The organism is Streptomyces mangrovisoli, assembly GCF_000974985.2.
Classification (GTDB): Bacteria; Actinomycetota; Actinomycetes; order Streptomycetales; family Streptomycetaceae; genus Streptomyces; species Streptomyces mangrovisoli.
In genome coordinates, this window is the sequence record NZ_LAVA02000011.1 from 152,733 (window position 1) to 173,632 (window position 20,900).

Sequence of the window (20,900 nt, forward strand, 5' to 3'; positions counted from 1 at the left end):
CCTGGGGAACCCTGGTGATGGACGGAGGTGGCCCGGAAAACGCTGGTGGTGGAGGTGGCGATGGATCCCGTCGAGGCCCTGGACCGGATCGCCTTCCTGCTGGAGCGGTCCCTCGCGCCGACCTACCGCGTGCGCGCGTTCCGCACCGCGGCGGGCGTGCTCGCGGCCCTGCCGCGGGGCGAGGTGGCCGAGCGGGCCGCCGCCGGGACGCTGGAGTCGCTGAAGGGCGTGGGGCCGAAGACGGCCCAGGTGGCCCGGGAGGCGCTGGCCGGCGAGGACCCCGCCTACCTGAAACGGGTGGAGGAGGAGTGCGCCGGCCCGCTCACCGAGGGCGGCACGGCGCTGCGGGCCCTGCTGCGCGGCGACTGCCATCTGCACTCGGACTGGTCGGACGGCGGCAGCCCGATCGCGGAGATGGGCCGCACGGCGGCCCGGCTCGGCCACGCGTGGGCCGTACTGACCGACCACTCCCCGCGGCTGACCGTGGCCCGCGGCCTGTCGCCGGAGCGGCTGCGCGAACAACTGGAGCTGGTCGAGGAGCTGAACGCGACCTGGGCGCCGTTCCGGCTGCTCACCGGGATCGAGTGCGACATCCTCGACAATGGCTCCCTCGACCAGGAGCCGGAACTTCTCGACCGGCTCGACGTGGTCGTCGTGTCCGTGCACTCCAAGCTGCGGATGGACGCGGGCGCGATGACCCGGCGCATGGTGGCCGCCGTACGCGATCCGCACGCGGACGTCCTCGGGCACTGCACGGGACGCCTGGTCACCGGGCGGGGGCGGCCGGAGTCGCGGTTCGACGCGGACGAGGTGTTCGCCGCGTGCGCCGAGAGCGGCACGGCCGTGGAGATCAACAGCCGCCCTGAGCGGCTGGACCCGCCGCGCCGCCTGCTGCGCCGGGCGGTCGCGGCGGGCGTGCTGTTCTCCGTCGACACCGACGCGCACGCGCCGGGCCAGCTCGACTGGCAGATCTACGGCTGCGCACGGGCGGAGGAGTGCGGGGTGCCGCCCGAACGGGTGGTCACGACCTGGACGGCCGAGGAACTGCTGACCTGGACACGGGAGGGACGGGTGCCGGAACGCGCGGGAGCGGGCGTCACCTGACCACAGTGACGCAGATCACCCGATTCGGCGCGATCCGTGCGGAACACCCGACGGTGGTTCACCGTTGAACCAGCCGTGGGTGCGGATGGGACAGTGTCCCCGGGCCTCACCATCCGCCCACAGGGACGATCGTTCGGCTGAAGCCCTGTGGAGCCTTTCGCCGAGAGGCGACCGCCATCCGTACCCACCTCAGTCCGCCCCGACCGTGATCCCCCCGTCCGGTCGGGGCGTTCCCTTGCCCCGGAGGCTTGCTCCAGACAGCCGGAGACTTGCTCCGGACGCCGGAGGGAAGTTGACTTCGAGCGCGCTCCAATTCGTAGCGTGCCGACCATGAGCACCGAACAGCACAAGATCGGCTCGGGCTACGGCGCCACGAGCACCGCCACCGAGGTCCTGGACGGCGTCGACCTGACCGGCAGGCTGGCGATCGTCACCGGCGGCTACTCCGGGCTCGGCCTGGAGACCACCCGCGCGCTGGCCGGAGCCGGTGCCCGGGTCGTCGTCCCCGCCCGGCGCGCCGCCGCGGCGCGCACGGCGCTGGAGGGCCTGCCCGGCGTCGAGGTGGACGAGATGGACCTCGGCGAACTGGACAGCGTGCGCGGCTTCGCCGAACGCTTCCTCGCCTCCGGCCGCACCGTGGACATCCTGATCGGCAGTGCCGGGATCATGGCCTGCCCGGAGACCCGGGTGGGGCCCGGCTGGGAGGCCCAGTTCGCCACCAACCACCTCGGGCACTACGCCCTCGTCAACCGCCTCTGGCCGGCGATCGAGCCCGGCGGCGCCCGCGTGGTCTCGGTGTCCTCGCGCGCCCACCACTTCTCCGGCATCCGCTGGGACGACGTCGACTGGCGCCAGGGCTACGACAAGTGGCTCGCCTACGGCCAGGCGAAGACGGCCAACGCCCTGTTCGCGGTGCATCTCGACGCGCTCGCCCGCGACACCGGGGTGCGCGCCTTCTCGCTGCACCCGGGCGGCATCCTCACCCCGCTCCAACGGCACCTCGACCGCACGGAGATGATCGAGCGCGGCTGGATCGACGAGAGCGGCACCGTGCTCAACCCCGGGGCGTTCAAGACCCCCGAGCAGGGTGCGGCCACCCAGGTCTGGGCGGCGACCTCGCACCGGCTCGACGGGATGGGCGGGGTGTACCTGGAGGACTGCGACATCGCCGAGCCCGCCGCCGGGGAGGAGGCACCCGGCGGGGTGAAGGACTGGGCGGCCGACCCGGAGCAGGCGGCCCGGCTGTGGGAGCTGTCGGCGGAACGCACCGGCCTGGACGCGCTCTCCCGCTGACCCGCCCGGTCAGCCGGGCCCCAGGACGAACTCCCGCAGATCCGCGGTGAGCCGGGCGGCGTGGGTGACGAACAGGCCGTGCGCGGCGTTGTCGTAGACCTTGAGGGTGCCCTCCGGCGCGAGGGCGGCGGCGCGGCGGCCGGTCAGCTCCAGCGGGGCGGAGACGTCGTGCGTGCCGTGCACGACGAGCACCGGCAGTTCGGTCTTGGCCAGTTCGTCCGAGACGTCGAGTCCGGCGATCATCCGCTGCACCGCGCTCGACGCGCGGGCCGTGGCGACCATGCAACCGGCGCTGACGTGGCGGACGTAGGCCGGGGAGACCTCGTTGCCGGGCAGGTGGAGGCCGAAGAAGTCCCCCACCGCCTGGGGGTCGTCGAAGAAGGCCGCGCGGTCGCGCAGGAAGGTGTCGGTGGCGGCCCGCATGACCTCGGGGTCCCAGCCGTCGGGGTTGTTCTCGCAGCGGGCCGGTCCGGGCGCGATGCCCGCGACCAGGGCGATGCGGGCCACCCGCCCGGCGCCGTGCCGGGTCAGGCAGCGCACGATCTCCGCGCTGCCGACCGAGTGCCCGATCAGCGTGGCCGCGCGCAGGCCGAGGTGGTCGAGGAGGGCCTGCAGGTCGTCGGCGAGGGTGTCGAGGTCGTAGCCGCCCCACACGTCGTCGGAGCGGCCGTGCCCGCGCCGGTCGAGGCCGACGCAGCGGACGCCGTCCTCGGCCAGCGGGAGCATCTGGAACTCCCACATGTCGGTCGCGAGGTAGGCGCTGTTGACGAACACGGCCACGGGGCCGTCGGTGGGGCCGTAGTCGACGTAGTGCAGGCGGGTGCCGTCGACGGGGCTCGCGAAGTACGGCATGGACGTCCTCCTGAGGGCTCGGGACGACGGCGGAACGCCGGGTGACGGCGGTCTCGTGGAGCCGGTGGTCCCGCGGTGGCGGCCGGCCCCGTGACGAGGGCCGGTCCCGCCTTGACGCCTCCCATGCTGGCGCCGGGGCGCGCCCGCGGTCGATTACCTCCGAGGTAGTGGCGTGCGGTTGCCTTCGAGGAAGTGGCGTCCGGTTGCCTCCGGGGCAGTGGCGTCCGGTGCGGCGGCTCGCGGGGGACGGGGACGGCGCCGTATCCGCGGGCGGACGGCCGGGCGGGCCGTGGGTGAGCCGGACCGGGGTGCGGGGCCCGCACCCGGATGGTGTCGGTGTGGACCGGGACCACCCCCGGGTGTCGGTGTGGGCGGGGACCGCCCCCGGGTGTCGGTGTGGGCCGACTGCCGCGCCCCCGAGCCGCGGCACCCGGCCCACCCGGTCATGGGCCCCCGCCGCCCCACCGGGACCACCCGTCACCACGAGTCACGGCGTGGTGGCCACGGGTACGGGGCGAACCGGGGACGGTCAGTAGGGCGCCCGCTCCTGGAGGGCCGTGCGCCAAGCCGGTTCCGGGCTCTGCGGGGTGGGCTCCGGGCGGCGCCCGCCCCGGGCGAAGAAGTCCGCGAGGGGCAGGATCGCGGCGCCCACGGTGACCGCGTCGGGCCCGAGCCGGCCGAGCTCTATCGTCACCTTGTCCGCCGGATGGCGCAGCGCGTACGCCGTCGCGTGGCGCCGTACCGCGGGCAGGAAGCGGGAACCGAGCTGCAGGCCCGCCCAGCCGCCGATGAGGATGCGCTCGGGCTGGAAGAGGTTGATGAGGTCGGAGAGGCCGGCGCCGAGGTACTCGGCGGTCTCCTCCAGGACGGCCAGCGCGACCGGGTCGGCGGCGGTGCCGTCGGTGGGGTAGGCGGCGGCCAGCATCGCGGTGAGCGCGGTCTCCTCGTCGGCGCCCTGCGGCGGACGTCCGCCCTCCTCGCGCCAGCGCTCCAGCAGGGACTCCGCGCCCGCGTACGCCTCCAGGCAGCCCAGCGCGCCGCAGCGGCAGCGGCGGCCGCGCACCCGCACGGTCAGATGCCCCCACTCGACGGCCCGCCCGTGCTCCACCTCCGGGGTGACCAGGCAGGCGCCGACGCCGGAGCCGAAGAGCACGACGACGGCGTTGCGGGCGCCGCGGCCCGCGCCGAACCACATCTCGGCCTGGCCGAGCGTCTTGGCACCGTTGTCGATGAAGTACGGCACGCTGTCCGGCAGCCGGGAGTCCGAGCGCAGCAGGGACTCCAGCGGGACCGCGCCCCAGCCGATGGTCTGGCCGTGCACGACGGTGCCGCGGTCGGCGGTGTGCTCGACGATGCCGGGCACGCCCACGCCGACGCCGAGCAGCCGCTCGGCCGGGATGCGGGCGGCGGCCAGCACCTCGGCCATGCCGTCGCGGATATGGCCGGTGATGACGTCGACGTCGTAGCGCTGGTGCTCCAACGGGCGCTCGGCGCGGGCCAGTTCGGTCAGGGTGAGGTCGAACAGCTCGACCCGCACCCGGGTCTCGCCGACGTCCACGCCGATCATGTGGCCGCTGTGCGGTGCCACGCGCAGCAGGGTGCGCGGGCGCCCGCCGTCCGAGTCGACGCTGCCGGCCTCCTCGACCAGCCCGTCCGCGATCAGGTCGGCGACGACATTGCTCACCGAGCCGGAGCTCAGGCCCGTGGCCGGGCCCAGCTCGAACCGGCTGAGGGGTCCGTCGAAGTACAGCCGTTGCAGCACGGCCGTGCGATTGGCCCGCCTGAGGTCGCGTACCGTGCGCCCGTTCCGCCCCGCCATGTGGCTCCCTTCGAACCCTTTCCGACCTGCAACATACCTCTGCGGGCGGCTTCGGCGCGACATTCCTCCAACCCTTAGTTCACGTTATGAGCTAAGTAGGTGGCGGCTATGAGGCCCGCGACCGGCCCACCGCGTGCGCCGGGCCGTCCGGCGCGGCGGCCGGCTGCGGCCACCCGCGTGGAACCGCGCCCGCGGAGCCCGCTCCCGGGAGTCCTCCACCATGCCCCGCCCTCCCCTGCCGCTCCGCCGCGCGGGAGCCTACCGGGTTGTTTTGGTGAAAGAGCCACTTCAAGTGATGTGCACGGGTATGACGTTGCTGACCGAATACGGGCCGGGCCGTCGAAGGGGAGCAGATGGCGGGCAGGGCGTTACGACTCGTGCCGCGGGCGGGGCTGCTCGCGCTCGGCACCCTGGTGCCCGGCGCGGCGGGCATCACCTACCGCTCCGCGGTGGCCCGCCACCCGGTCCTCACCGTCGGGGCCCTGCTGGTCTGGGAGGCGCTGCTGCTCGGTGCCGCGTTCACGGGCAAGGTCTTCGGGGACCTGGAGAAGCGGTGGGTCGGGCGCACCGCGGAGGCCCTCGACCGGCGCCTGCTCTGGCGTGCCTCGCACCGCGTGTACCTGCGCCAACTGCGGGCCAACGTCCAGGACATGGAGACCGTGGGCATCGCCACACAGGGCGAGTTCGTGCTCCGGATGCGCCAGGTGTACGTCGACGTCGGCCTGACCCCGCAGACGCCGCACGCGGCCGCGCGGGAGCCGTATCTGGGCACGGTCCCCGGTGGTCGCACGGCGGCCGGCGCGGGGCGCAGACGCAGCCTGGAGTCCGTGCTGGGGGACGCCGAACAGGAGGGCGCCGCGCGGCTGTTCGCCCTGATCGGCGGACCCGGATCCGGCAAGACGACGCTCGCCCGCGGCACGGCGCTGCGGCTGTGCGAGAGACAATGGCCTTCGCGGCGAGGGCGGTTGCCGGTCCTGCTGTACCTGCGCGACCACGCCAGGGCACTGCTCGCCGAAGACCCGCCGGGGCTGGGGGCGGTGGCGTGCCAGGCGACCTGGCTGCGCGAGAAGGTCCCCCCGGGCTGGCTGGAGCGGCAGCTCGAACGGGGCCGCTGCCTGGTCCTGTTGGACGGTCTCGACGAGGTCGCCGATCCGGCCGAGCGGGGCCGCGTGGTGGCGTGGGTGGAACAGCAGCGGGCCCGGCACCCCGAGAACATCTTCCTGGTGACCTCCCGGCCGCACGGCTACCAGTCGAAGCCGCTGACCGGCGCGGAGGTGCTCCAGGTGCAGCGCTTCACCCCGGAGCAGGTCGAACGGTTCCTGCACCAGTGGTCGTACGCCGTGGAGTGCCGGGCGCGGGCCGAGACCGGCCGTGAGGTGCGGGCGATCGCGGACCGTCAGGCGGCGGACCTGATGACCCGGCTGCGGACCCGGCCCGCGCTGTACGACCTCTCGGCGAACCCCCTGCTGCTGACGATGACGGCGAACGTGCACCGCTACCGCGGCGCGCTGCCGGGCAGCCGCGCGGAGCTGTACGCCGAGATGTGCGACGTACTGCTGCACCGGCGGGCGGAGGCGCGCGGGCTGAGCGACGCGACCGGTCTGGAGGGGCGGCACAAGCGGCACGTGGTGCAGCGGCTCGCGCTCGCGATGATGAAGGGCCGGGCCCGGGACTGGCCGCTGGCCAGGGCGGCTCGCGCGATACAGACGGCGCTGCGGGAGGTGCCCGGCGCCGTGACCCCCGAGGTGTTCCTCGACGAGGCCCGAAAGAGCGGGCTGCTCGTGGAGCGGGAACAGGGCGTGTACGGCTTCGCCCACCTGACCCTTCAGGAGTACCTCGCGGCCGCCCAGTTGGGGACCTCCCGGACCGGGAAGCGGTCGCTGGCGGCGACCGTGGACGACCCGTGGTGGCGGGAGACCATCCTGCTGTGGGCCGCCGACAACGACGCGACGGCGATCGTCGACGCCTGCTACCGGTCGGGCTCCATCCAGACCCTGGCGCTGGCCTTCGACTGCGTCGACCAGGCCAGGACCGTCGCGCCCGAGACCCGCGAGCGGCTGGAGTCCCTGCTGACACCGTCCGGCTCCGCCACGGACCCGGCCCTGCGGGCGCTCACGGCGGGCATCCTGGCGACCCGGTCGCTGCGGGAGGTCGTGACGCTGGACGAGAACACGGTGCTGTGCGCGAATCCGGTGTCCGCGACGCTGTACGAGCTGTTCGTCCGGACGGAGGAGGCGCGCGGCCTGCATCACCCGCCCGCCGCCCGGCGGACCTCGGACGGTGACGGACCCGCGGTGGGGATGGAGGGCGAGGACGCGGAACGGTTCGTGGAGTGGCTTCGTGGGGTGACGGGCGACTCTTCCCATCGCCTGCCGACTACGGCGGAGTTGACGGGCTACGCCCATCCCGCCGCCGGGTCCCACACCGTGTGGACGAGCGACGACGGGGGCGTGCGGCTGCACCGAACCCCGGGGGTGGCCTGGCCGTACGCTGCCGACAGCAGCCTGGAGGTGCGGATCCCCGCCGAACTCGCGGAACACGACCTCTATCTGTGTCTGCTGAGCATGCAGCAGAGGTACCGCGTGGTGATCGGCGACTGGGCGCACGCCTTCTCGCGGGCCTTGGCCCCCGACCGGCCTTCCCCACCCGTGGCCCAGCTCGTACCCGTCGTCGCCCTGGCACGGGAACTCGCCCGCGCGCAGGAGTGGATCACCGACTCCAGGCCCCAGGACGCCACCTGGTCGGTCCTCGCGGATCGCATCGCCCGACTCCAGAAGTGCATGGGCCCCGACGTCGACTACCTTCCCACCGTCCACCTCATGCAGGACGCCGGCGGCCCTCGGGACGCGTCCTTCCGGCTCAACCTGGAAGAGCTGCTGGACGACCACCTCGGACAGGTCGTCGTCGAGGCTCAAGAACTCGGGCTCGATCCGGCTGCCGACACATCGGTCGTGCAGCTGACCTCCGTGCTCACCGATTGCCTCGCGCAGATCCCTGCCCCCACCGAGTGGCAGTTCCTCCGACCGTCCGAGGAGTCGCGGTCACTCGTCCAGGCTCTGGTCATGAACGGCCTCGTGTCCGACGCCCCGGCTCCGAGATCCGCCTCCGAGCAGCTCGACTTCGCCCTCGATCTGGGCCTGCGCTACAGCCCCACACATATGCGCATCCTGCCCACGGCCCTCGATGCGCTGTTCGCCGGCTGGTCCCCTCCCGCCAAGCCCATGGACGTCCTGCCGGACCTCACCCGCGTCGCGGCACGAGCCCGTCAGGCTCACTCCGGGACGGGCCTTGTCCCCGTCCCCGAGAACGCTGCGGCGGCCTTGCGGGGCGCTCGTTACGCGATGCCGGGCACGTCCCGGCTGGGCCTCCTCATGGGCGACCTGACCGAGGTGCTCACCGACCTGTCCGAGCGCCGCTCACCGATGGACCGGCGGTCCCTTGCGCTGGTCCGGTTCGCACTGATCGCGGCCTTGATCGAGATCCACGAGGAACAGCCGCTCGGCACGGCGGGCGTTCTCGTCCACATGGCGTTGCAGCACGTCGCCGCCCACCACCCCGTCACCGCGACACTGCCCCAGGCCAACCAGATCCTCCTGATCGCCCGCTCCGAACCCTAGAACCCGCCCGGCAGGGCCCCGTCACCGGTTGGGATCCGCCCCGCTGATGTCCGACAGCACCGTGTGCTCCTCGTGCAGGGTCGCCAGGTCGCCGAGGCTGATCACGCCGACGGGGGCGCCGCCGTGTTCCACCACCGGCAGGCGCCGTACGGCGTACTGGCGCATCAACTCGACGGCGTGGTCGGTCGTGTCGTCCGGGGTCACCGTCACCACCGGCGGCCGGGTGCACAGCGAGCCGACCGGCGTGGTGTGCGGGTCGCGGCCCTCGGCGATGCCGCGGACCACGATGTCCCGGTCGGTGAGGACGCCGAAGAGGTCGACGTCGTACGCCACCAGCACGTCGCCGACGTCGTGTTCGCGCATCACGCGTGCCGCCCGTTCCAGCGAGGTCATCGGCTCGACGGCCTCCGCGCCGGGGGTCATCACGTCACGTATCAGCCGGGTCATGGGGCACCTCCCGCATCGCAACCTTGGCTCTGTCCGGGTCCGGTCGGGTCCGGTTCGTCCGGTCACCGCTCAGGGCGACTCGCGCCCCGCGTCCAGGCGTTCGTCGCACCACCGGACGGTCATCGCCACCGCCCGGTTCACCACCTCCGGCTCGTCGAAGTGATGGGTGGCGCCGGGCACGACCTGCACGGCGTGCGGCGCGCCGAGGTGCTGCGCCGCGTCCTCGGTCAGCTTCTGCGCCTGCGGGTCCCGGTCGCCCGCGATCAGCAGCACCGGCACCCGCACCCGGCGCAGCGCCTCGGTCGCGAGGTCCGGGCGGCCGCCCCAGGTCACGGCGGTGAGCACCAGGTCGGGCAGTTCGGCGGCGGCCTCCAGCACGGCCGCGGCCTCGCTTCCGGCGCCGAGCAGGACGAGCGGCAGCGACCGTACGCCCGGCTGGATGTTCAGCCAGTCCACCCCGGCGACCGTGCGGCGGCCCAGCCGGTAGACGTCGAAGCGCTGTTCGCCGGCGGCCGTCAGGACGTCGTCGCGGTCCTCCCGCTCGCTGAGCAGATCGAGGGCGAGCGTCGCGAAGCCCGCGCCGTTGAGCTCGGCGGCCATGGCCCGGCTGCGCGCCCCGTGCCGGGTGTCGCTGATTCCGTGCGCGCACAGGACGACCGCGCGCGCTCCGTCCGGGACGACGAGATCGCCGCCGAGCGTCACGTGGTCCGCGGGCACCGACACCATCTCGGAGATCATGCGCTTCACCTGTTCCCTCGGGCTGGTCGGCCCGGTCCGGGTGGGCCCGGCCGGGCATCACGTCGGGACCGGGTACCCATTCGGGCGCGGAGTTCGCACGATGTGTCGCGAGAGCTCCGGGCGAGGGCGGCTCGGACGGGACGGTACGGCGCGCACCTCCAAGTCTCTGCCGTACGCGTCGGACCGGCAAACGCCGGGGACGGCGCCGCCGGCGGCGGATCGGCGGCGCCGTCGACGCGGTCAGGACGTTTCGGACGACGGCGCGGCGCGGGCCGTGCCCGCCCCCTCGGGTGCGCCGAAGCGGGCCAGGGTGTGCCACACCTTCTTGAGGTCCTGGAGGTCGTGGCGTCCGGTCCGGGCGGCGTCACCGATGGCCCGTGGGTCGAGCAGGCCGTTCCGGGCGATCCGGGCGCCGAGGTCGGCGTACTCCTGACCGCGGTAGTCGCCATGGCGGCGCAGCGCGGCCACGGTGAGGCGGTAGCCGGGATGCCATTCGACCGGGCAGGGCAGCGCGCGGGCCGCGGCCTCGACCTCGGTGCCGTGGTAGCAGGCGTCCAGGACGAGCGCCTCGACGTCCCGGGCCAGATCGACGCCGCCGTGCACCTGCGCCTCGATGTAGTCGTCGAGCGCGTCCCGCTCGTCGGACTCGGCGAGGTCGATCAGGGTCATGCCCGCCGCCACCCCGAAGTCGGTGGGCTCGGCCGCGCTGTCCGGGTAGCAGAAGGTGGTGCGGTGCAGCGGGCCGGGCGCGAGCCGGAAGTGGGCGGAGCCGAAGCGGGGCGCCGCGCCGACGACTTGGCGGCGGAAGTCGAGGGCGCCGTAGACCGGGCGCTCGACGGCGGGCGCGTCGTCGTAGGCCCCGCCGAAGATCCTGCTCTCCCAGCGCCAGCGGTCACCGCCCGGGCGCGCGGTGAGCCCGCCGTTGCTGGTGCCGGTCACGAACTGGGAGCGGTAGGCGCCGTCCCTGGCCAGCGCGTCGAGGATCGGCATCCCGCCGATGAGGCGGTCGGGATGGAAGTTGAGCGTGAGGCGCAGGTCCTCGCCGACGGGCCGTCCGGCGGAGCGCGCCGCGACATGGGCGAGCGCGGCACGGGCCCGCCCTTCGAGCCCGCCATGAACCCGTCCGTCGAGCCCGGCGCGGGTCGGCCGAGGTCCTGCCTCCGGGAAAAACAAGTGGCTCCCCTCCCCCCAGGCTGCCTACCCTAGGCAGCAGCCTAGACCTATTAGGTTTGGTTTTCCGGTCACCGTACGACGTCCAGGAGTCCCCCAATGAAACCCCTCACCGAGCAGGACATCCGCGCCTCCTTCGTCAACTGTTCCAAGGGCGAGGCCAAGCGGTTGCCGGTGCCCAGGGATCTGGAGCAGCGGCCGTGGCCCGATCTCGACTTCCTGGGCTGGCGGGACTCCGGGGCCCCCGACCGCAGCTGTCTGGTGACCGAGCGGGAGGGCCGGACCGTCGGCGTCACGCTCCGCTTCCCGACCTCGCGGCGCGGCTTCCTGCACCGCAGCATGTGCTCGCTGTGCCTGACCACCCACCCGGGCGGCGGCGTCTCGCTGATGACGGCGCGCAAGGCGGGCACGGCGGGCCGCGAGGGCAACTCGGTCGGCCTCTACATGTGCACGGACCTCGCCTGCTCCCTCTACGTACGGGGGAAGAAGATCCCCGAGTCCGGTCTGCGGATCGAGGAGAGCCTCACCGTGGAGGAGCAGATCGCCCGCACGACGGGCAACCTGTCCGCCTTCCTCGACAAGCTCTACGACTGATCGGGTTGCGCGGCTGATCGGACAGCCCCCGTCCTCGGTGAATGACCGTTCGTTGTGGCCGCCGAGGGGGAACAGAGCTAGAGATGCACGTCGTACAGAAGGGGACGGAGTCCCTCGCCCAGCTCCGCAAGCGCTCCCGGAACCCCGTGGTCCTCACGGCTCTGCGCTCGACCGTCGCGGCGACGATCTCCTACGTCATCGCGCTGCACATGACGCTGGAGTCCCGTCCGCTGACCGCGCCCCTGACCGCCCTGCTCGTCGTCCAGGTCACCCTCTACGCCACGCTGAAGACCGCCGTCCGCCGGGTGAACTCCGTGATCGCGGGTGTCCTGGTCGCCGTCGGCTTCAGCCTGCTGGTCGGGCTGACCTGGTGGAGCCTCGCCCTGGTGATCGTCGCCTCGCTGGCCGTGGGGCACCTGGTGCGGGTGGACGAGTTCGTGCCCGAGGTGGCGATCAGCGCCATGCTGGTGCTCGGCGTCACCACCGTCTCCACCACCGCCTGGTCGCGGGTGCTGGAGACCGTGATCGGCGCGACCGTCGGCATGGCCTGCAACCTCCTGTTCGCGCCACCCGTCTGGGTGGACGAGGCAGGCGCGTCGATCGAGGAACTGGCCCGCCGGGTGCGGCGGCTGATGCTGCGGGTGGGCGAGGAGGCGGCGGGGCGCACCCCGGTCGAGCGGGCCGCCGCCCGGCTGCACGAGGCGCGCCGGCTCGACCACGACATCGTCCAGGTGGACGCGGAGCTGCGCCAGGCCGAGGACAGCCTGCGGCTCAACCCGCGGGTGCAGGAGGGCCTGCTGCACCGGGTCGTGCTGCGCACCGGGCTGGACACGCTGGAGATCTGCACGGTCGTGCTGCGGGTGCTCACCCGCACCTTCACCGACCTCGCCAAGGAACGCGAGCCGGAGCCGCTGTTCGCGCCGGCGACCGGCGCCATGGTCGAGCAGCTGCTGTCCGAGATCGCCGACGCCGTGGTGAGCTTCTCGGTCCTGGTCACCACGGACGTGAGCGTGAGCGCCGAGTCGGCCGAGTCCCGGCTCACCGGCGAGCTGCGCCAGGCCGCGGCCACCCGCGACAAGCTGGCCCAGCTCCTGCTGGAAGAGGTCCAGCGGGACGCCACGCAGTGGCAGCTGCTCGGCGCGGTCCTCACCGAGGTGAACCGCATCATCGACGAGCTCGACACGGAGCACCGCTCACGGCGGCTGCTGGAGGAGCTGGACCGGGTGGCCGCTCTGCAGCGCAACAGCTCGATGGCGCGGATCCGGGAACGGTTCACCCGGCGCACGCGCAAGATCGTGCGCCGGAGCCGGAACCGGAAGCGCGTCGGCCGACGTTCTCAGTGAGGAAGTCCGCGGGCGCGGGGCGCGTCCGGGGGCGGCGCGACGCACGTCGGCACTTCGGAGGGGGAACCTGCGCATGACGGACACGGCCGTACGGATCGACGGGAACACGCTGCGGCTGCCGGGCGGTGTGGCGGTGCGGTTCGTGCGCACGCTGCGGCTGCCCGAGACGGGCACGCATCCGCTGCCGCCGGGGCTCGGTGACTTCCCCCTGCGCAGGGTCGAGGACTACGCGGACACGGTGCCCGAGCAGTGGCGGGCCCGCGGCGGCGTGATGCTGCCGGTGTATCTGCGCGAGGCGATGTGGCTGAGCTTCGCGGGCAGCAGCGAGCCCGCGGCGCTCCAGGTCGGCGTGGGAAAGGTGTGCGCGGTCTCGGGCAAGCCGTGGAGCGACCGCCTTGCCCGCAAGCCGCAGAACTACCTCGTGATACCGAGGCAGCCATGGCTCGACGGCATCAACTCCGGCAAGGGCACGGTCCGCCAGTTCGTCGCGGTCCCGCTGGGCCTCGGCGCGACCGTGGAGGGCCAGGTCACCGGCGAGGAGGTCTGGGGCGGCGTACAGCTCCAGAGCTTCGCGCTGAACGACGCGGAGCTGGCGAAGTGGCGTGAGCAGGAGCGGGCGCGGGCCGCCGCGCGCCCGCTCCCCGGGGGCTTCGCGGGGGCGGCGATGCCCATGGCGGCGGCCGCGCCGGGAGCCCCGCCCGCCCCCGCCATGGCCCGTCCCGGCGGCGGACCCCGCCCGGCGGCCGCCGCGATGGGTCTCGGCGTCGGCGGCTCGATGCGCCAGGAGGTGTACCAGGACGACCGGCCCCTCACGTCCTGGGCGGAGTCCCCGTCCGGGCGCGTGTTCGTGCACCTGGTGACGCCTCCCGAGTGGCGCCGCATCACGGGCGAGGAGCCCCCGCCGTCGCCGGTGGACCGGGCCGCGTACACCCGGGCCGGACTGCCCTGGTTCGACTACTACGACGAGGAGGCGCAGGACCTCGCCCCCACCGACACGCTCGCCGACGTGAAGCCGGTCGGCGACTGGCTCGGCGACGACCACGAGCCCTGGCAGCAGCCGACGCCGGGCCAGGTGAAGCCGCTGGGCGACGCACCGGGCAAGGCGGTGGCGGACGGGGAGTGGTGAGGGCACCCACCCCTCAAGAAAACCCGCTCAGGCCGTCGGTACGGCGAAGTAGTGGTCCTGGTCGAAATCGGCCAGCAGGCCGGGGCGGGTGGGCCGCCAGTCGAGGAGTGCGCGGGTCCGCGTGCTGGAGACCGGGTTGTCCATGGTGGCGAAGTGCCCGAGCCAGCCGAAGTGCGCGTCGACGTCCTCGATCGCCACGCCGGTCACCGGCAGGTCCAGCCGGCGCCCGACGACCGCCGCGATCTCGCGCATGGGCACGCCCTCGTCGGCGACCGCGTGCAGCACCGAACCGGCCGGGGCCTGCTCCAGCGCCAGGCGGTAGAGCCGGGCCGCGTCGGTCACGTGCACGGCGGGCCAGAGGTTGGCGCCGTCCCCGGCATGTCCGCAGACGCCCTTGTCCCGGGCGATGCCGACGAGGACGGTCAGGAAGCCGTGGTCGCCCGGCCCGTGCACCAGCGGCAGCCGTACCACCGAGGCGCGCACGCCGCGCGCGGCCGTGGCGAGCGCGGCCTCCTCGGCGGCCAGGCGCGCCGAACCCGGCGCCCCCGGCACCCCGCGGTCCTCCTCGGTGCCCGGCCGGGAGGGCGCGAGCAGCCCGGTGACCGAGGTGCTGACGAAGGGGCGGCCGGAGCCGGCGAGCGCGTGGCCCAGCGTCTCGACGGCCCGCAGGTCCTTGCGTACGGAGGCGCGGAAGTCGGCGAAGTCGTGCACGAACCCGGTGTGGACCACGCCGTCGGCGGCGGCCGCCCCGGCGCGCAGCGCGTCGAGGTCCTCCAGGTCGCCGCGGTGCACGTCGGCGCCCGCCGAGGTCAGCGCCGCGGCGGCCGTGTCCGAACGGGCGAGGCCGAGCACCTCGTGCCCCGCGTCGAGCAGGTCGCGGACGAGGGCGCGGCCCACGAATCCGGTCGCACCGGTGACGAAAACGCGCATGGCACATCTCTCCTCGAGGAGTGGGAAGGGGGAGTCGGCCGCGTCGGCGGACCGCTTTCCCCACCCTGCGCGCCGACGGCAGCCCCGGTCCAAGACCCGTTCCGCACCGGCCGATTCACCTGGAGCATGACCGCAGCTCGGCGCGGGCGGGTCCATCCGACGCAGGGGTCCATCGGACGCAGGGGCCCATCGGACGCAGGGGTCCCTCGGGCGCCGGGGGTTAGAGTCGACGGGTGCCCGCATCCTCCGATCCGCCGCCTGACCTGGACCTGCGCCTGGTGCGGTACTTCATCGTCGTCGCCGAGCAGCTGCACTTCGGCAGGGCCGCGGACGCGCTGCACCTGGCCCAGCCGTCGCTGAGCCGCCAGATCCGGCGGCTGGAGACCCTGATCGGCGCGCGGCTGCTGGACCGCACCCCGCGCGGTACCCGGCTCACACCCGCCGGGGAGGCGTTCCTGCCGGAGGCCCGGGCGCTGCTGGAGGCGGCGGCGCGGGCCGCGGCCCGCGCGCAGGGAGCCGCCCGGCCCAGTCGGCTCACCCTCGGCTACACGACCGGCATCATCGTGACGCCCGCCGTACGGGAGCTGCGCCACCGTTTCCCGCAGGCCGAGGTGACCGCGCTGCACCTGCAGTACCACGAGCCGCGCGCGGCCCTGCTGGACCACCGGGTGGACGCGGTGGTGAGCCGACTGGCCTTCGCCACCGACGGGTTGGCGGTCGTCCCGCTCTACGAGGAGCCCCGGGTCCTGGTGGTCCCGCTCACGCACCGGCTGGCGGGGAAGGGGTCGGTGACGCTCGACGACATCTCCGGCGAGCCGGTGCCGAGGCTGCCGGAGATCGGGGCAGGTCCGTCGCCGCGGGGCGCGGGCCCGGACCGGGCGGACCCCTGCCGCGACGGGCACGGCGCCGAAGGACGCGACGACGAGGGACCGTTCGTCACCGTCACCACCTACGAGGACAAGATCGAGGTCGTCGCGGCGGGACAGGCCGTGGCCGTGGCGCCCGCCTCCGCCCGGTCCGGGCTGCGCGCCGATCTCACCACCGTCCCGATCGCGGACGTCGAGCCGTTCCGGGTGGTCCTCGTGACGCGCGAAGGGGACGGCGGCCCACTCCTGGACGCCCTCCGCCGGATCGCCCCGTCGTCCCTGACCGGCGAGCGGCAGCGGACGGCCGAGTGAGCGGGACGAGCCGGGCGGACGGCCGAGTGAGCGGGACGAGCCAGGCGGACGGCCGAGTGAGCGCGACGACCCGGGCGGGCAGCCGAGCGGGCGCGACGCCCCGGGCGGCCGTCCCACGGTCCGGATCGCCGACCGTACGGCGGCCAGGCACGGGACACGGACGGCGACACGAACGGCGAGACGAACGGCGAGGCGACCTGAGGTGCGGACGGTGAACGGCGCGACGGGCGGGCGGCAGGGCGACTGGAACAGGCGCCGGTTCGCCGGGGCCGCGATGGGAGTGGCCGCGCTGACCGTGCTGCCGTCACCGGCGGCCCCGCCCACAGCCCCGTCCCGTGAGCCGTCCCCGGCGTCGGGCGCGGCGGCGTCGCCGGAGCCCTCGGCCGCCGGCTCCCCGCCCGGGACACCGGGCGCGCCCCAGCCCTCGGGGTCGTCGGGCTCGCCCGAGCCGTCCGGCGCCCGGCCCCTGTTCCTCGGCACCTACACCTCCGTCGACGGCGGCGGCAGTGGCATCGGTCTCGCTTCGTACGACCCCGGCACGGGCCGGATCACCCGCACCGGGGTCCTCGGCGGCGTCGCCGACCCGTCGTTCCTCGCCGTGCACCCCGACGGCCGCACCCTCTACGCGGTGGACGAGCGCAGCAGCGGCGCGGTGACCGCGATCCGCCTCGCGGACCGGGCGATCCTGGGCCGCCGTGCCACGGGCGGCGCGGGCCCCTGCCATGTCTCCGTGCATCCGACGGGGCGCTGGCTGCTGAGCGCGAACTACGGCTCGGGCAGCGTGGCCGTGCACCCGATCGACGCGAAGGGCCGGCTCGGGGAGCGCACGGATCTGGTCACGCACACCAGCCCCGCCCCCGGTCCTGGCCAACAGGGGCCGCACGCCCACCAGTTCGTCACCAGTCCGGACGGTGGGCACGTGCTCGCGGTGGACCTCGGCACCGACACGGTCTACAGCTACCGGCTGGACGGCGCGGCGGGCACGCTCACCGAGGTGGCGCGGGCACGGACCCGGGCGGGCGCCGGGCCGCGCCATCTCGCCTTCCATCCGGGCGGCCGGTACGCCTACCTGGCCGACGAGGTGGACGACACGTTCGCCGTCTGCGCGTACGACCCGGACGGCGGGCGCCTGACGATCGGGGCGCCCCAGCCGACGGGAACGGGCGGCGGGGGCGGGGTCACCAACTACCCCGCCCAGTTCCTGGTCTCGTCCGACGGCGCCCACGCCTATCTCGCCGGGCGGGGCCGCAACACCCTCACGCGGTTCGCGGTCGAAGCGGCCGGGGCCCGGCTGCGGGCCGCCGAATCGGTGCCGGTGCAGGGGGACTTCCCGCGGCACATCGCGTTCTCGCCGGACGAACGGCTGCTGTTCGCGGCGAATCAGCGCTCGGGCACGGTGAGCGTCTTCCACGTGGACCGGGCCACCGGCGAACTGGAGCTCGCGGGCGAGCCGTTCGCGTCACCCGTCGCCGTCTGCGCGCTGCCGCTGTAGGGCGTTCGACCCGCGCGGGCAGGCACCCGCCTGGGTGAGCAGCACGTGGATGCGCTCGGTCAACTGGGCGACGTCGTCGGCAGGCGCGTGGAACGGCAGCCGTACGTCGCCGTGGGCGCGGACGCGTTCGATGCGCAGCGTCAGCCCGTGCCGGTCCACGGCGAGCGGCCGTACGCGTACGGCGCCCTGGAGGCCCGCGGGTTCGACGAGCCGGGTGAGCCGCTCGACGGCCTCGGGGTGGGCGTCGGCGAGATGCGTGAGCAGGTGGGCCTCGGCCGTGGCGAGCGGGTCGGGGCGGGCCTCGGCGAACTCGTCGAGGTCGATCAGCTCGACGCCGGGCGGGCGGCGCAGCACGATGCGCGTGGGCCGGAAGGCGAGCCGGCCGCCGTCCTCGGGGGTGAACCAGCCCGCCATCCACAGCCGGGCGCGCACCCGGTGCCGTACCGGGACGGGTGCGACGTCGGCGAACTCCAGGACGGCGGAGGGCTCTCCTCGGGGTGCGAGGATCGCGGTGGCGAGCAGGGTGCTGTCCGTCGGCGGGTGCACCAGCACGCGGCCGTCGTCGGCCACGCTGTGCGCGCCGACCAGTTCCTCGCGTCCGCCTTCCGCGGTGACCTCGCACGACCAGGCGGCGGCGAGCACCGAGCGGGCCTGTTCCGCCGCGCCGGGCACGGCCGTCCAGCTCCGGCTGCTGACACCCATCCCAGACCTCCTTAGGTAAGCCTTGCCTAACCTATCGAAGATCGGGGCGCACGCCAACCTCGCCGCGCCGCCCTGCCCCGGCGTCCGCTCACCTTCCTCAGGTCAGCACACCCAGCAGCGCCCGCGCGCACAGGTCCCGCACCTGTTCCCGCGACAGGTCCGAGCCCCGCAGCCACTCCAGGCAGACGGCGGTCGTGAACGCCAGCCAGCCGCGCACCGCGAGCCGGACGTCGTCCCGCTCCCCCGGGCCGGGCCCGAACTCGGGGTCCGCCGCCAGCGCGTCGAGGATCTGGCGCTCCTGCGCCGCCAGCGCGCGCCGGTAGACCCGGCGCACGGTCAGGTCGCCGGCCGCGTCCGCGCGGTGGAAGGCCCGGTAGCCGTGGGCATGGGCCTGGACGTACTCCAGATAGGTGTCCAGGCCCGCGCCCAGCTGCTCGCGGACCGGCATCCCGGGCACCGCGGCGGTCATCCGCAGCATCCGCTCGCTCTCGCGCTCCACCACGGCCGCGAAGAAGTCCCGCTTGGTCGGGAAGTAGTGGTACAGCAGCCCCCGGGAGACCCCGGCGATCTCGGCGACCTGCTCGATCCACACGTCGTCGTACGGGCTCTCGGAGAACAGGCGGGCCCCGACCGACAGGAGCTGCTCGCGCCGCTCCGCGGTGCTGAGCCGCCGCCGGGTGCGCTCCTCCTGATTCGCGGCCATGCCCGCACTCTAGTGCCGCGGCGGGCGAGGGCCCGTGCGGGAATCGCCACACAGGCCCCAGGCCACCTTCACCACTCCTTCCCTTGACGCGACTTCGGCGGCGGGACCAGACTGAACCGCGTTATTGAACCCACGTACAACACGCCAACCTGCCGCAGTACCGAGGGAGTTCGCGTCATGGCGGAGACGACGGCCGGGGCCGTGCCACCGAAGGGGTTCCGCGGCGCCCGGCAAGGCTGGCCGGAACTGGACCGCATCCCGCACCCACCGCACCGGCTGCCGCTGCTCGGCGACGTGCTCGGCGCGAGTCGGCGCACCCCGCTCCAGGACTCGATGCGCATCGCCCGGCGGCTCGGGCCGATCTTCCGCCGCAAGGCGTTCGGCAACGAGTTCGTCTTCACCTGGGGCGCGCCGCTGGTGGCCGACCTGTCGGACGAGTCGCGGTTCGCCAAGCATGTCGGCCTCGGCATCGCCAATCTGCGGCCGGTCGTCGGGGACGCCCTGTTCACCGCCTACAACCACGAGCCCAACTGGCAACTGGCGCACGACGTGTTGGCCCCGGGCTTCAGCCGGGAGGCGATGGAGGCCTACCACCCGATGATGCTGGCGGCAGCCGGCCTGCTGACCGATCACTGGGACCGGCAGGCGGCGGCCGGCCGTAGGGTGGACGTGCCCGGCGACATGACGAAGCTGACCCTGGAGACCATCGCGCGCACCGGGTTCGGCCACGACTTCGGCTCGTTCGAACGCGACCGCCCGCACCCCTTCGTGACCGCGATGGTCGGCACGCTCGCCTACGCGCAGCGCCAGAACACCGTGCCGCTCCCCCTCGCCCCGCTGGTGCTGCGTGGGGCGAGCCGGCGGAACGCGGCCGACATCGACCACCTCAACGGCACCGTCGACGCCCTCGTGCGCGACCGGCGTGCGGGGCGGTCGACCGGCTCCGGGGACCTGCTGGACCGGATGCTGCGCACCGCGCACCCGGAGACCGGCGAGCGGCTGTCCGCGCAGAACGTCCGGCGCCAGGTCATCACCTTCCTGGTGGCGGGCCACGAGACCACCTCGGGCGCGCTGTCCTTCGCCCTGCACTACCTGGCGCGCCATCCCGAGATCGCGGCCCGCGCCCGCGCCGAGGTCGACCGCGTCTGGGGCGACGCGCCGGCCCCCGGATACGACCAGGTCGCCAAGTTGCGTTACGTCCGCCGGGTGCTCGACGAGACGCTGCGGCTGTGGCCGACGGCGCCCGCCTACGCCCGAGAGGCGCGTGCGGACACGGTGCTCGCCGGCGAACACCCGATGCGGCGGGGCGCGTGGACGCTGGTGCTGACGTCGATGCTGCACCGGGACCCCGAGGTGTGGGGCGCGGACGCGGAGCGCTTCGACCCGGACCGGTTCGACGCCCAGGCCGTACGGGGCCGCCCGCCGCACACCTTCAAGCCGTTCGGAACCGGCGCGCGGGCCTGCATCGGCCGCCAGTTCGCCCTGCACGAGGCCACGTTGGTGCTCGGCCTGCTGCTGCGCCGCTACGACCTGCGCGCCGACCCGGCCTACCGGTTGCGGGTGGCCGAACGGCTGACCCTGATGCCGGTGGGCCTGCGGCTGGGCCTGGACGGACGTACGGCGCCGCCTGCGGACGCGACCGGACGCGAGCCCGGCGCCGACGCGGCCGTCGCCCCCGAGGCCGGGACGGACCCGCGGACCGGCGGTGGCTTGTCGCGCAGTTCCCCGCGCCCCTGAGGGAGTTCCAGCTCGCGCATCCCAGTCGCGCACCCGGAACCACCGTGGCCGAACG

17 protein-coding genes are annotated in these 20,900 nt (G+C 74.2%); 9 read left to right on the top strand and 8 right to left on the bottom strand.

All coding sequences use genetic code 11. The annotated features are described in order from the left end of the window. Window positions 1-60 precede the first annotated feature (60 nt). Both WN71_RS05630 and WN71_RS05635 read left to right on the top strand, forming a co-directional pair. Window positions 61-1,104, top strand: a complete 1,044-nt coding sequence (locus tag WN71_RS05630; protein WP_046583478.1) for a PHP domain-containing protein — start codon at window positions 61-63, stop codon at window positions 1,102-1,104. Between the two features lie 330 nt (window positions 1,105-1,434). Then, window positions 1,435-2,397, top strand: a complete 963-nt coding sequence (locus WN71_RS05635) for an SDR family NAD(P)-dependent oxidoreductase (protein ID WP_046583479.1) — start codon at window positions 1,435-1,437, stop codon at window positions 2,395-2,397. Window positions 2,398-2,406: 9 nt separating this feature from the next. On the opposite strand, the gene WN71_RS05640 is transcribed toward WN71_RS05635, so the two are convergent. Together WN71_RS05640 and WN71_RS05645 are read right to left on the bottom strand one after the other, a co-directional pair. Continuing rightward, window positions 2,407-3,249 carry an alpha/beta fold hydrolase gene (locus WN71_RS05640; protein WP_046583392.1) on the bottom strand — a complete coding sequence of 281 codons (843 nt, stop codon included), beginning with the start codon at window positions 3,247-3,249 and terminating at the stop codon, window positions 2,407-2,409. Window positions 3,250-3,778: 529 nt separating this feature from the next. Continuing rightward, complete coding sequence (locus WN71_RS05645) at window positions 3,779-5,068, bottom strand: ROK family transcriptional regulator (RefSeq protein WP_046583393.1); 1,290 nt, start codon at window positions 5,066-5,068, stop codon at window positions 3,779-3,781. 353 nt (window positions 5,069-5,421) lie between these two features. Between WN71_RS05645 and WN71_RS05650 the strand changes: the two genes are divergently transcribed. Beyond that, window positions 5,422-8,685, top strand: coding sequence for an NACHT domain-containing protein (locus WN71_RS05650; protein ID WP_079177667.1), 3,264 nt, complete (start codon window positions 5,422-5,424; stop codon window positions 8,683-8,685). A 21-nt stretch (window positions 8,686-8,706) separates the two neighbouring features. On the opposite strand, the gene WN71_RS05655 is transcribed toward WN71_RS05650, so the two are convergent. The 3 genes from WN71_RS05655 to WN71_RS05665 all read right to left on the bottom strand — a co-directional run bounded on the left by WN71_RS05655 (window position 8,707) and on the right by WN71_RS05665 (window position 10,905). Next, window positions 8,707-9,132 (bottom strand): CBS domain-containing protein, encoded by a 426-nt coding sequence (locus tag WN71_RS05655; RefSeq protein WP_046583395.1) that lies wholly within the window; start codon window positions 9,130-9,132, stop codon window positions 8,707-8,709. A 69-nt stretch (window positions 9,133-9,201) separates the two neighbouring features. After that, window positions 9,202-9,870, bottom strand: a complete 669-nt coding sequence (locus WN71_RS05660) for a dienelactone hydrolase family protein (protein ID WP_046583397.1) — start codon at window positions 9,868-9,870, stop codon at window positions 9,202-9,204. A 240-nt stretch (window positions 9,871-10,110) separates the two neighbouring features. Next, complete coding sequence (locus WN71_RS05665) at window positions 10,111-10,905, bottom strand: DUF3626 domain-containing protein (RefSeq protein WP_046583482.1); 795 nt, start codon at window positions 10,903-10,905, stop codon at window positions 10,111-10,113. Between the two features lie 234 nt (window positions 10,906-11,139). Between WN71_RS05665 and WN71_RS05670 the strand changes: the two genes are divergently transcribed. The 3 genes from WN71_RS05670 to WN71_RS05680 all read left to right on the top strand — a co-directional run bounded on the left by WN71_RS05670 (window position 11,140) and on the right by WN71_RS05680 (window position 14,103). Then, on the top strand, window positions 11,140-11,634 hold the full coding sequence (locus tag WN71_RS05670; protein ID WP_046583398.1) for an FBP domain-containing protein: 495 nt from the start codon (window positions 11,140-11,142) through the stop codon (window positions 11,632-11,634). Window positions 11,635-11,717: 83 nt separating this feature from the next. Beyond that, window positions 11,718-12,977: an FUSC family protein gene (locus WN71_RS05675; protein ID WP_046583401.1), complete on the top strand. Its 1,260-nt coding sequence runs from the start codon at window positions 11,718-11,720 to the stop codon at window positions 12,975-12,977. Between the two features lie 73 nt (window positions 12,978-13,050). Further along, window positions 13,051-14,103, top strand: a complete 1,053-nt coding sequence (locus WN71_RS05680) for a hypothetical protein (protein ID WP_046583403.1) — start codon at window positions 13,051-13,053, stop codon at window positions 14,101-14,103. 27 nt (window positions 14,104-14,130) lie between these two features. Here WN71_RS05680 and WN71_RS05685 read toward each other — a convergent pair whose 3' ends face one another. Further along, window positions 14,131-15,033, bottom strand: a complete 903-nt coding sequence (locus WN71_RS05685; RefSeq protein WP_046583405.1) for an SDR family oxidoreductase — start codon at window positions 15,031-15,033, stop codon at window positions 14,131-14,133. 233 nt (window positions 15,034-15,266) lie between these two features. Between WN71_RS05685 and WN71_RS05690 the strand changes: the two genes are divergently transcribed. Next, a complete protein-coding gene (locus WN71_RS05690) occupies window positions 15,267-16,211 on the top strand; it encodes a LysR family transcriptional regulator (RefSeq protein WP_046583407.1) in 945 nt (314 codons plus the stop codon). A gap of 274 nt (window positions 16,212-16,485) precedes the next feature. Beyond that, window positions 16,486-17,703: a lactonase family protein gene (locus tag WN71_RS05695; RefSeq protein WP_079177679.1), complete on the top strand. Its 1,218-nt coding sequence runs from the start codon at window positions 16,486-16,488 to the stop codon at window positions 17,701-17,703. On the opposite strand, the gene WN71_RS05700 is transcribed toward WN71_RS05695, so the two are convergent. Continuing rightward, window positions 17,671-18,405 (bottom strand): DUF2470 domain-containing protein, encoded by a 735-nt coding sequence (locus WN71_RS05700; protein WP_046583408.1) that lies wholly within the window; start codon window positions 18,403-18,405, stop codon window positions 17,671-17,673. The two genes, WN71_RS05695 and WN71_RS05700, sit on opposite strands and share 33 nt — an antisense overlap. Before the next feature lie 97 nt (window positions 18,406-18,502). Beyond that, on the bottom strand, window positions 18,503-19,108 hold the full coding sequence (locus tag WN71_RS05705; RefSeq protein WP_046583410.1) for a TetR/AcrR family transcriptional regulator: 606 nt from the start codon (window positions 19,106-19,108) through the stop codon (window positions 18,503-18,505). A 177-nt stretch (window positions 19,109-19,285) separates the two neighbouring features. Between WN71_RS05705 and WN71_RS05710 the strand changes: the two genes are divergently transcribed. Further along, the gene (locus WN71_RS05710; RefSeq protein WP_046583411.1) at window positions 19,286-20,845 is read left to right on the top strand and encodes a cytochrome P450; all 1,560 of its coding nucleotides are present in this window, start codon (window positions 19,286-19,288) and stop codon (window positions 20,843-20,845) included. The last annotated feature ends 55 nt before the right edge of the window (window positions 20,846-20,900 follow it).

Bases quoted from the DNA above. Each gene is read 5' to 3' on its own strand.
- WN71_RS05645 (WP_046583393.1), bottom strand. From the start codon at position 5,068: ATGGCGGGGCGGAACGGGCGCACGGTACGCGACCTCAGGCGGGCCAAT.
- WN71_RS05650 (WP_079177667.1), top strand. From the start codon at position 5,422: ATGGCGGGCAGGGCGTTACGACTCGTGCCGCGGGCGGGGCTGCTCGCG.
- WN71_RS05680 (WP_046583403.1), top strand. From the start codon at position 13,051: ATGACGGACACGGCCGTACGGATCGACGGGAACACGCTGCGGCTGCCG.
- WN71_RS05640 (WP_046583392.1), bottom strand. From the start codon at position 3,249: ATGCCGTACTTCGCGAGCCCCGTCGACGGCACCCGCCTGCACTACGTC.
- WN71_RS05655 (WP_046583395.1), bottom strand. From the start codon at position 9,132: ATGACCCGGCTGATACGTGACGTGATGACCCCCGGCGCGGAGGCCGTC.
- WN71_RS05660 (WP_046583397.1), bottom strand. From the start codon at position 9,870: ATGATCTCCGAGATGGTGTCGGTGCCCGCGGACCACGTGACGCTCGGC.
- WN71_RS05630 (WP_046583478.1), top strand. From the start codon at position 61: ATGGATCCCGTCGAGGCCCTGGACCGGATCGCCTTCCTGCTGGAGCGG.
- WN71_RS05700 (WP_046583408.1), bottom strand. From the start codon at position 18,405: ATGGGTGTCAGCAGCCGGAGCTGGACGGCCGTGCCCGGCGCGGCGGAA.
- WN71_RS05675 (WP_046583401.1), top strand. From the start codon at position 11,718: ATGCACGTCGTACAGAAGGGGACGGAGTCCCTCGCCCAGCTCCGCAAG.
- WN71_RS05635 (WP_046583479.1), top strand. From the start codon at position 1,435: ATGAGCACCGAACAGCACAAGATCGGCTCGGGCTACGGCGCCACGAGC.
- WN71_RS05705 (WP_046583410.1), bottom strand. From the start codon at position 19,108: ATGGCCGCGAATCAGGAGGAGCGCACCCGGCGGCGGCTCAGCACCGCG.
- WN71_RS05710 (WP_046583411.1), top strand. From the start codon at position 19,286: ATGGCGGAGACGACGGCCGGGGCCGTGCCACCGAAGGGGTTCCGCGGC.
- WN71_RS05685 (WP_046583405.1), bottom strand. From the start codon at position 15,033: ATGCGCGTTTTCGTCACCGGTGCGACCGGATTCGTGGGCCGCGCCCTC.
- WN71_RS05695 (WP_079177679.1), top strand. From the start codon at position 16,486: ATGGGAGTGGCCGCGCTGACCGTGCTGCCGTCACCGGCGGCCCCGCCC.
- WN71_RS05670 (WP_046583398.1), top strand. From the start codon at position 11,140: ATGAAACCCCTCACCGAGCAGGACATCCGCGCCTCCTTCGTCAACTGT.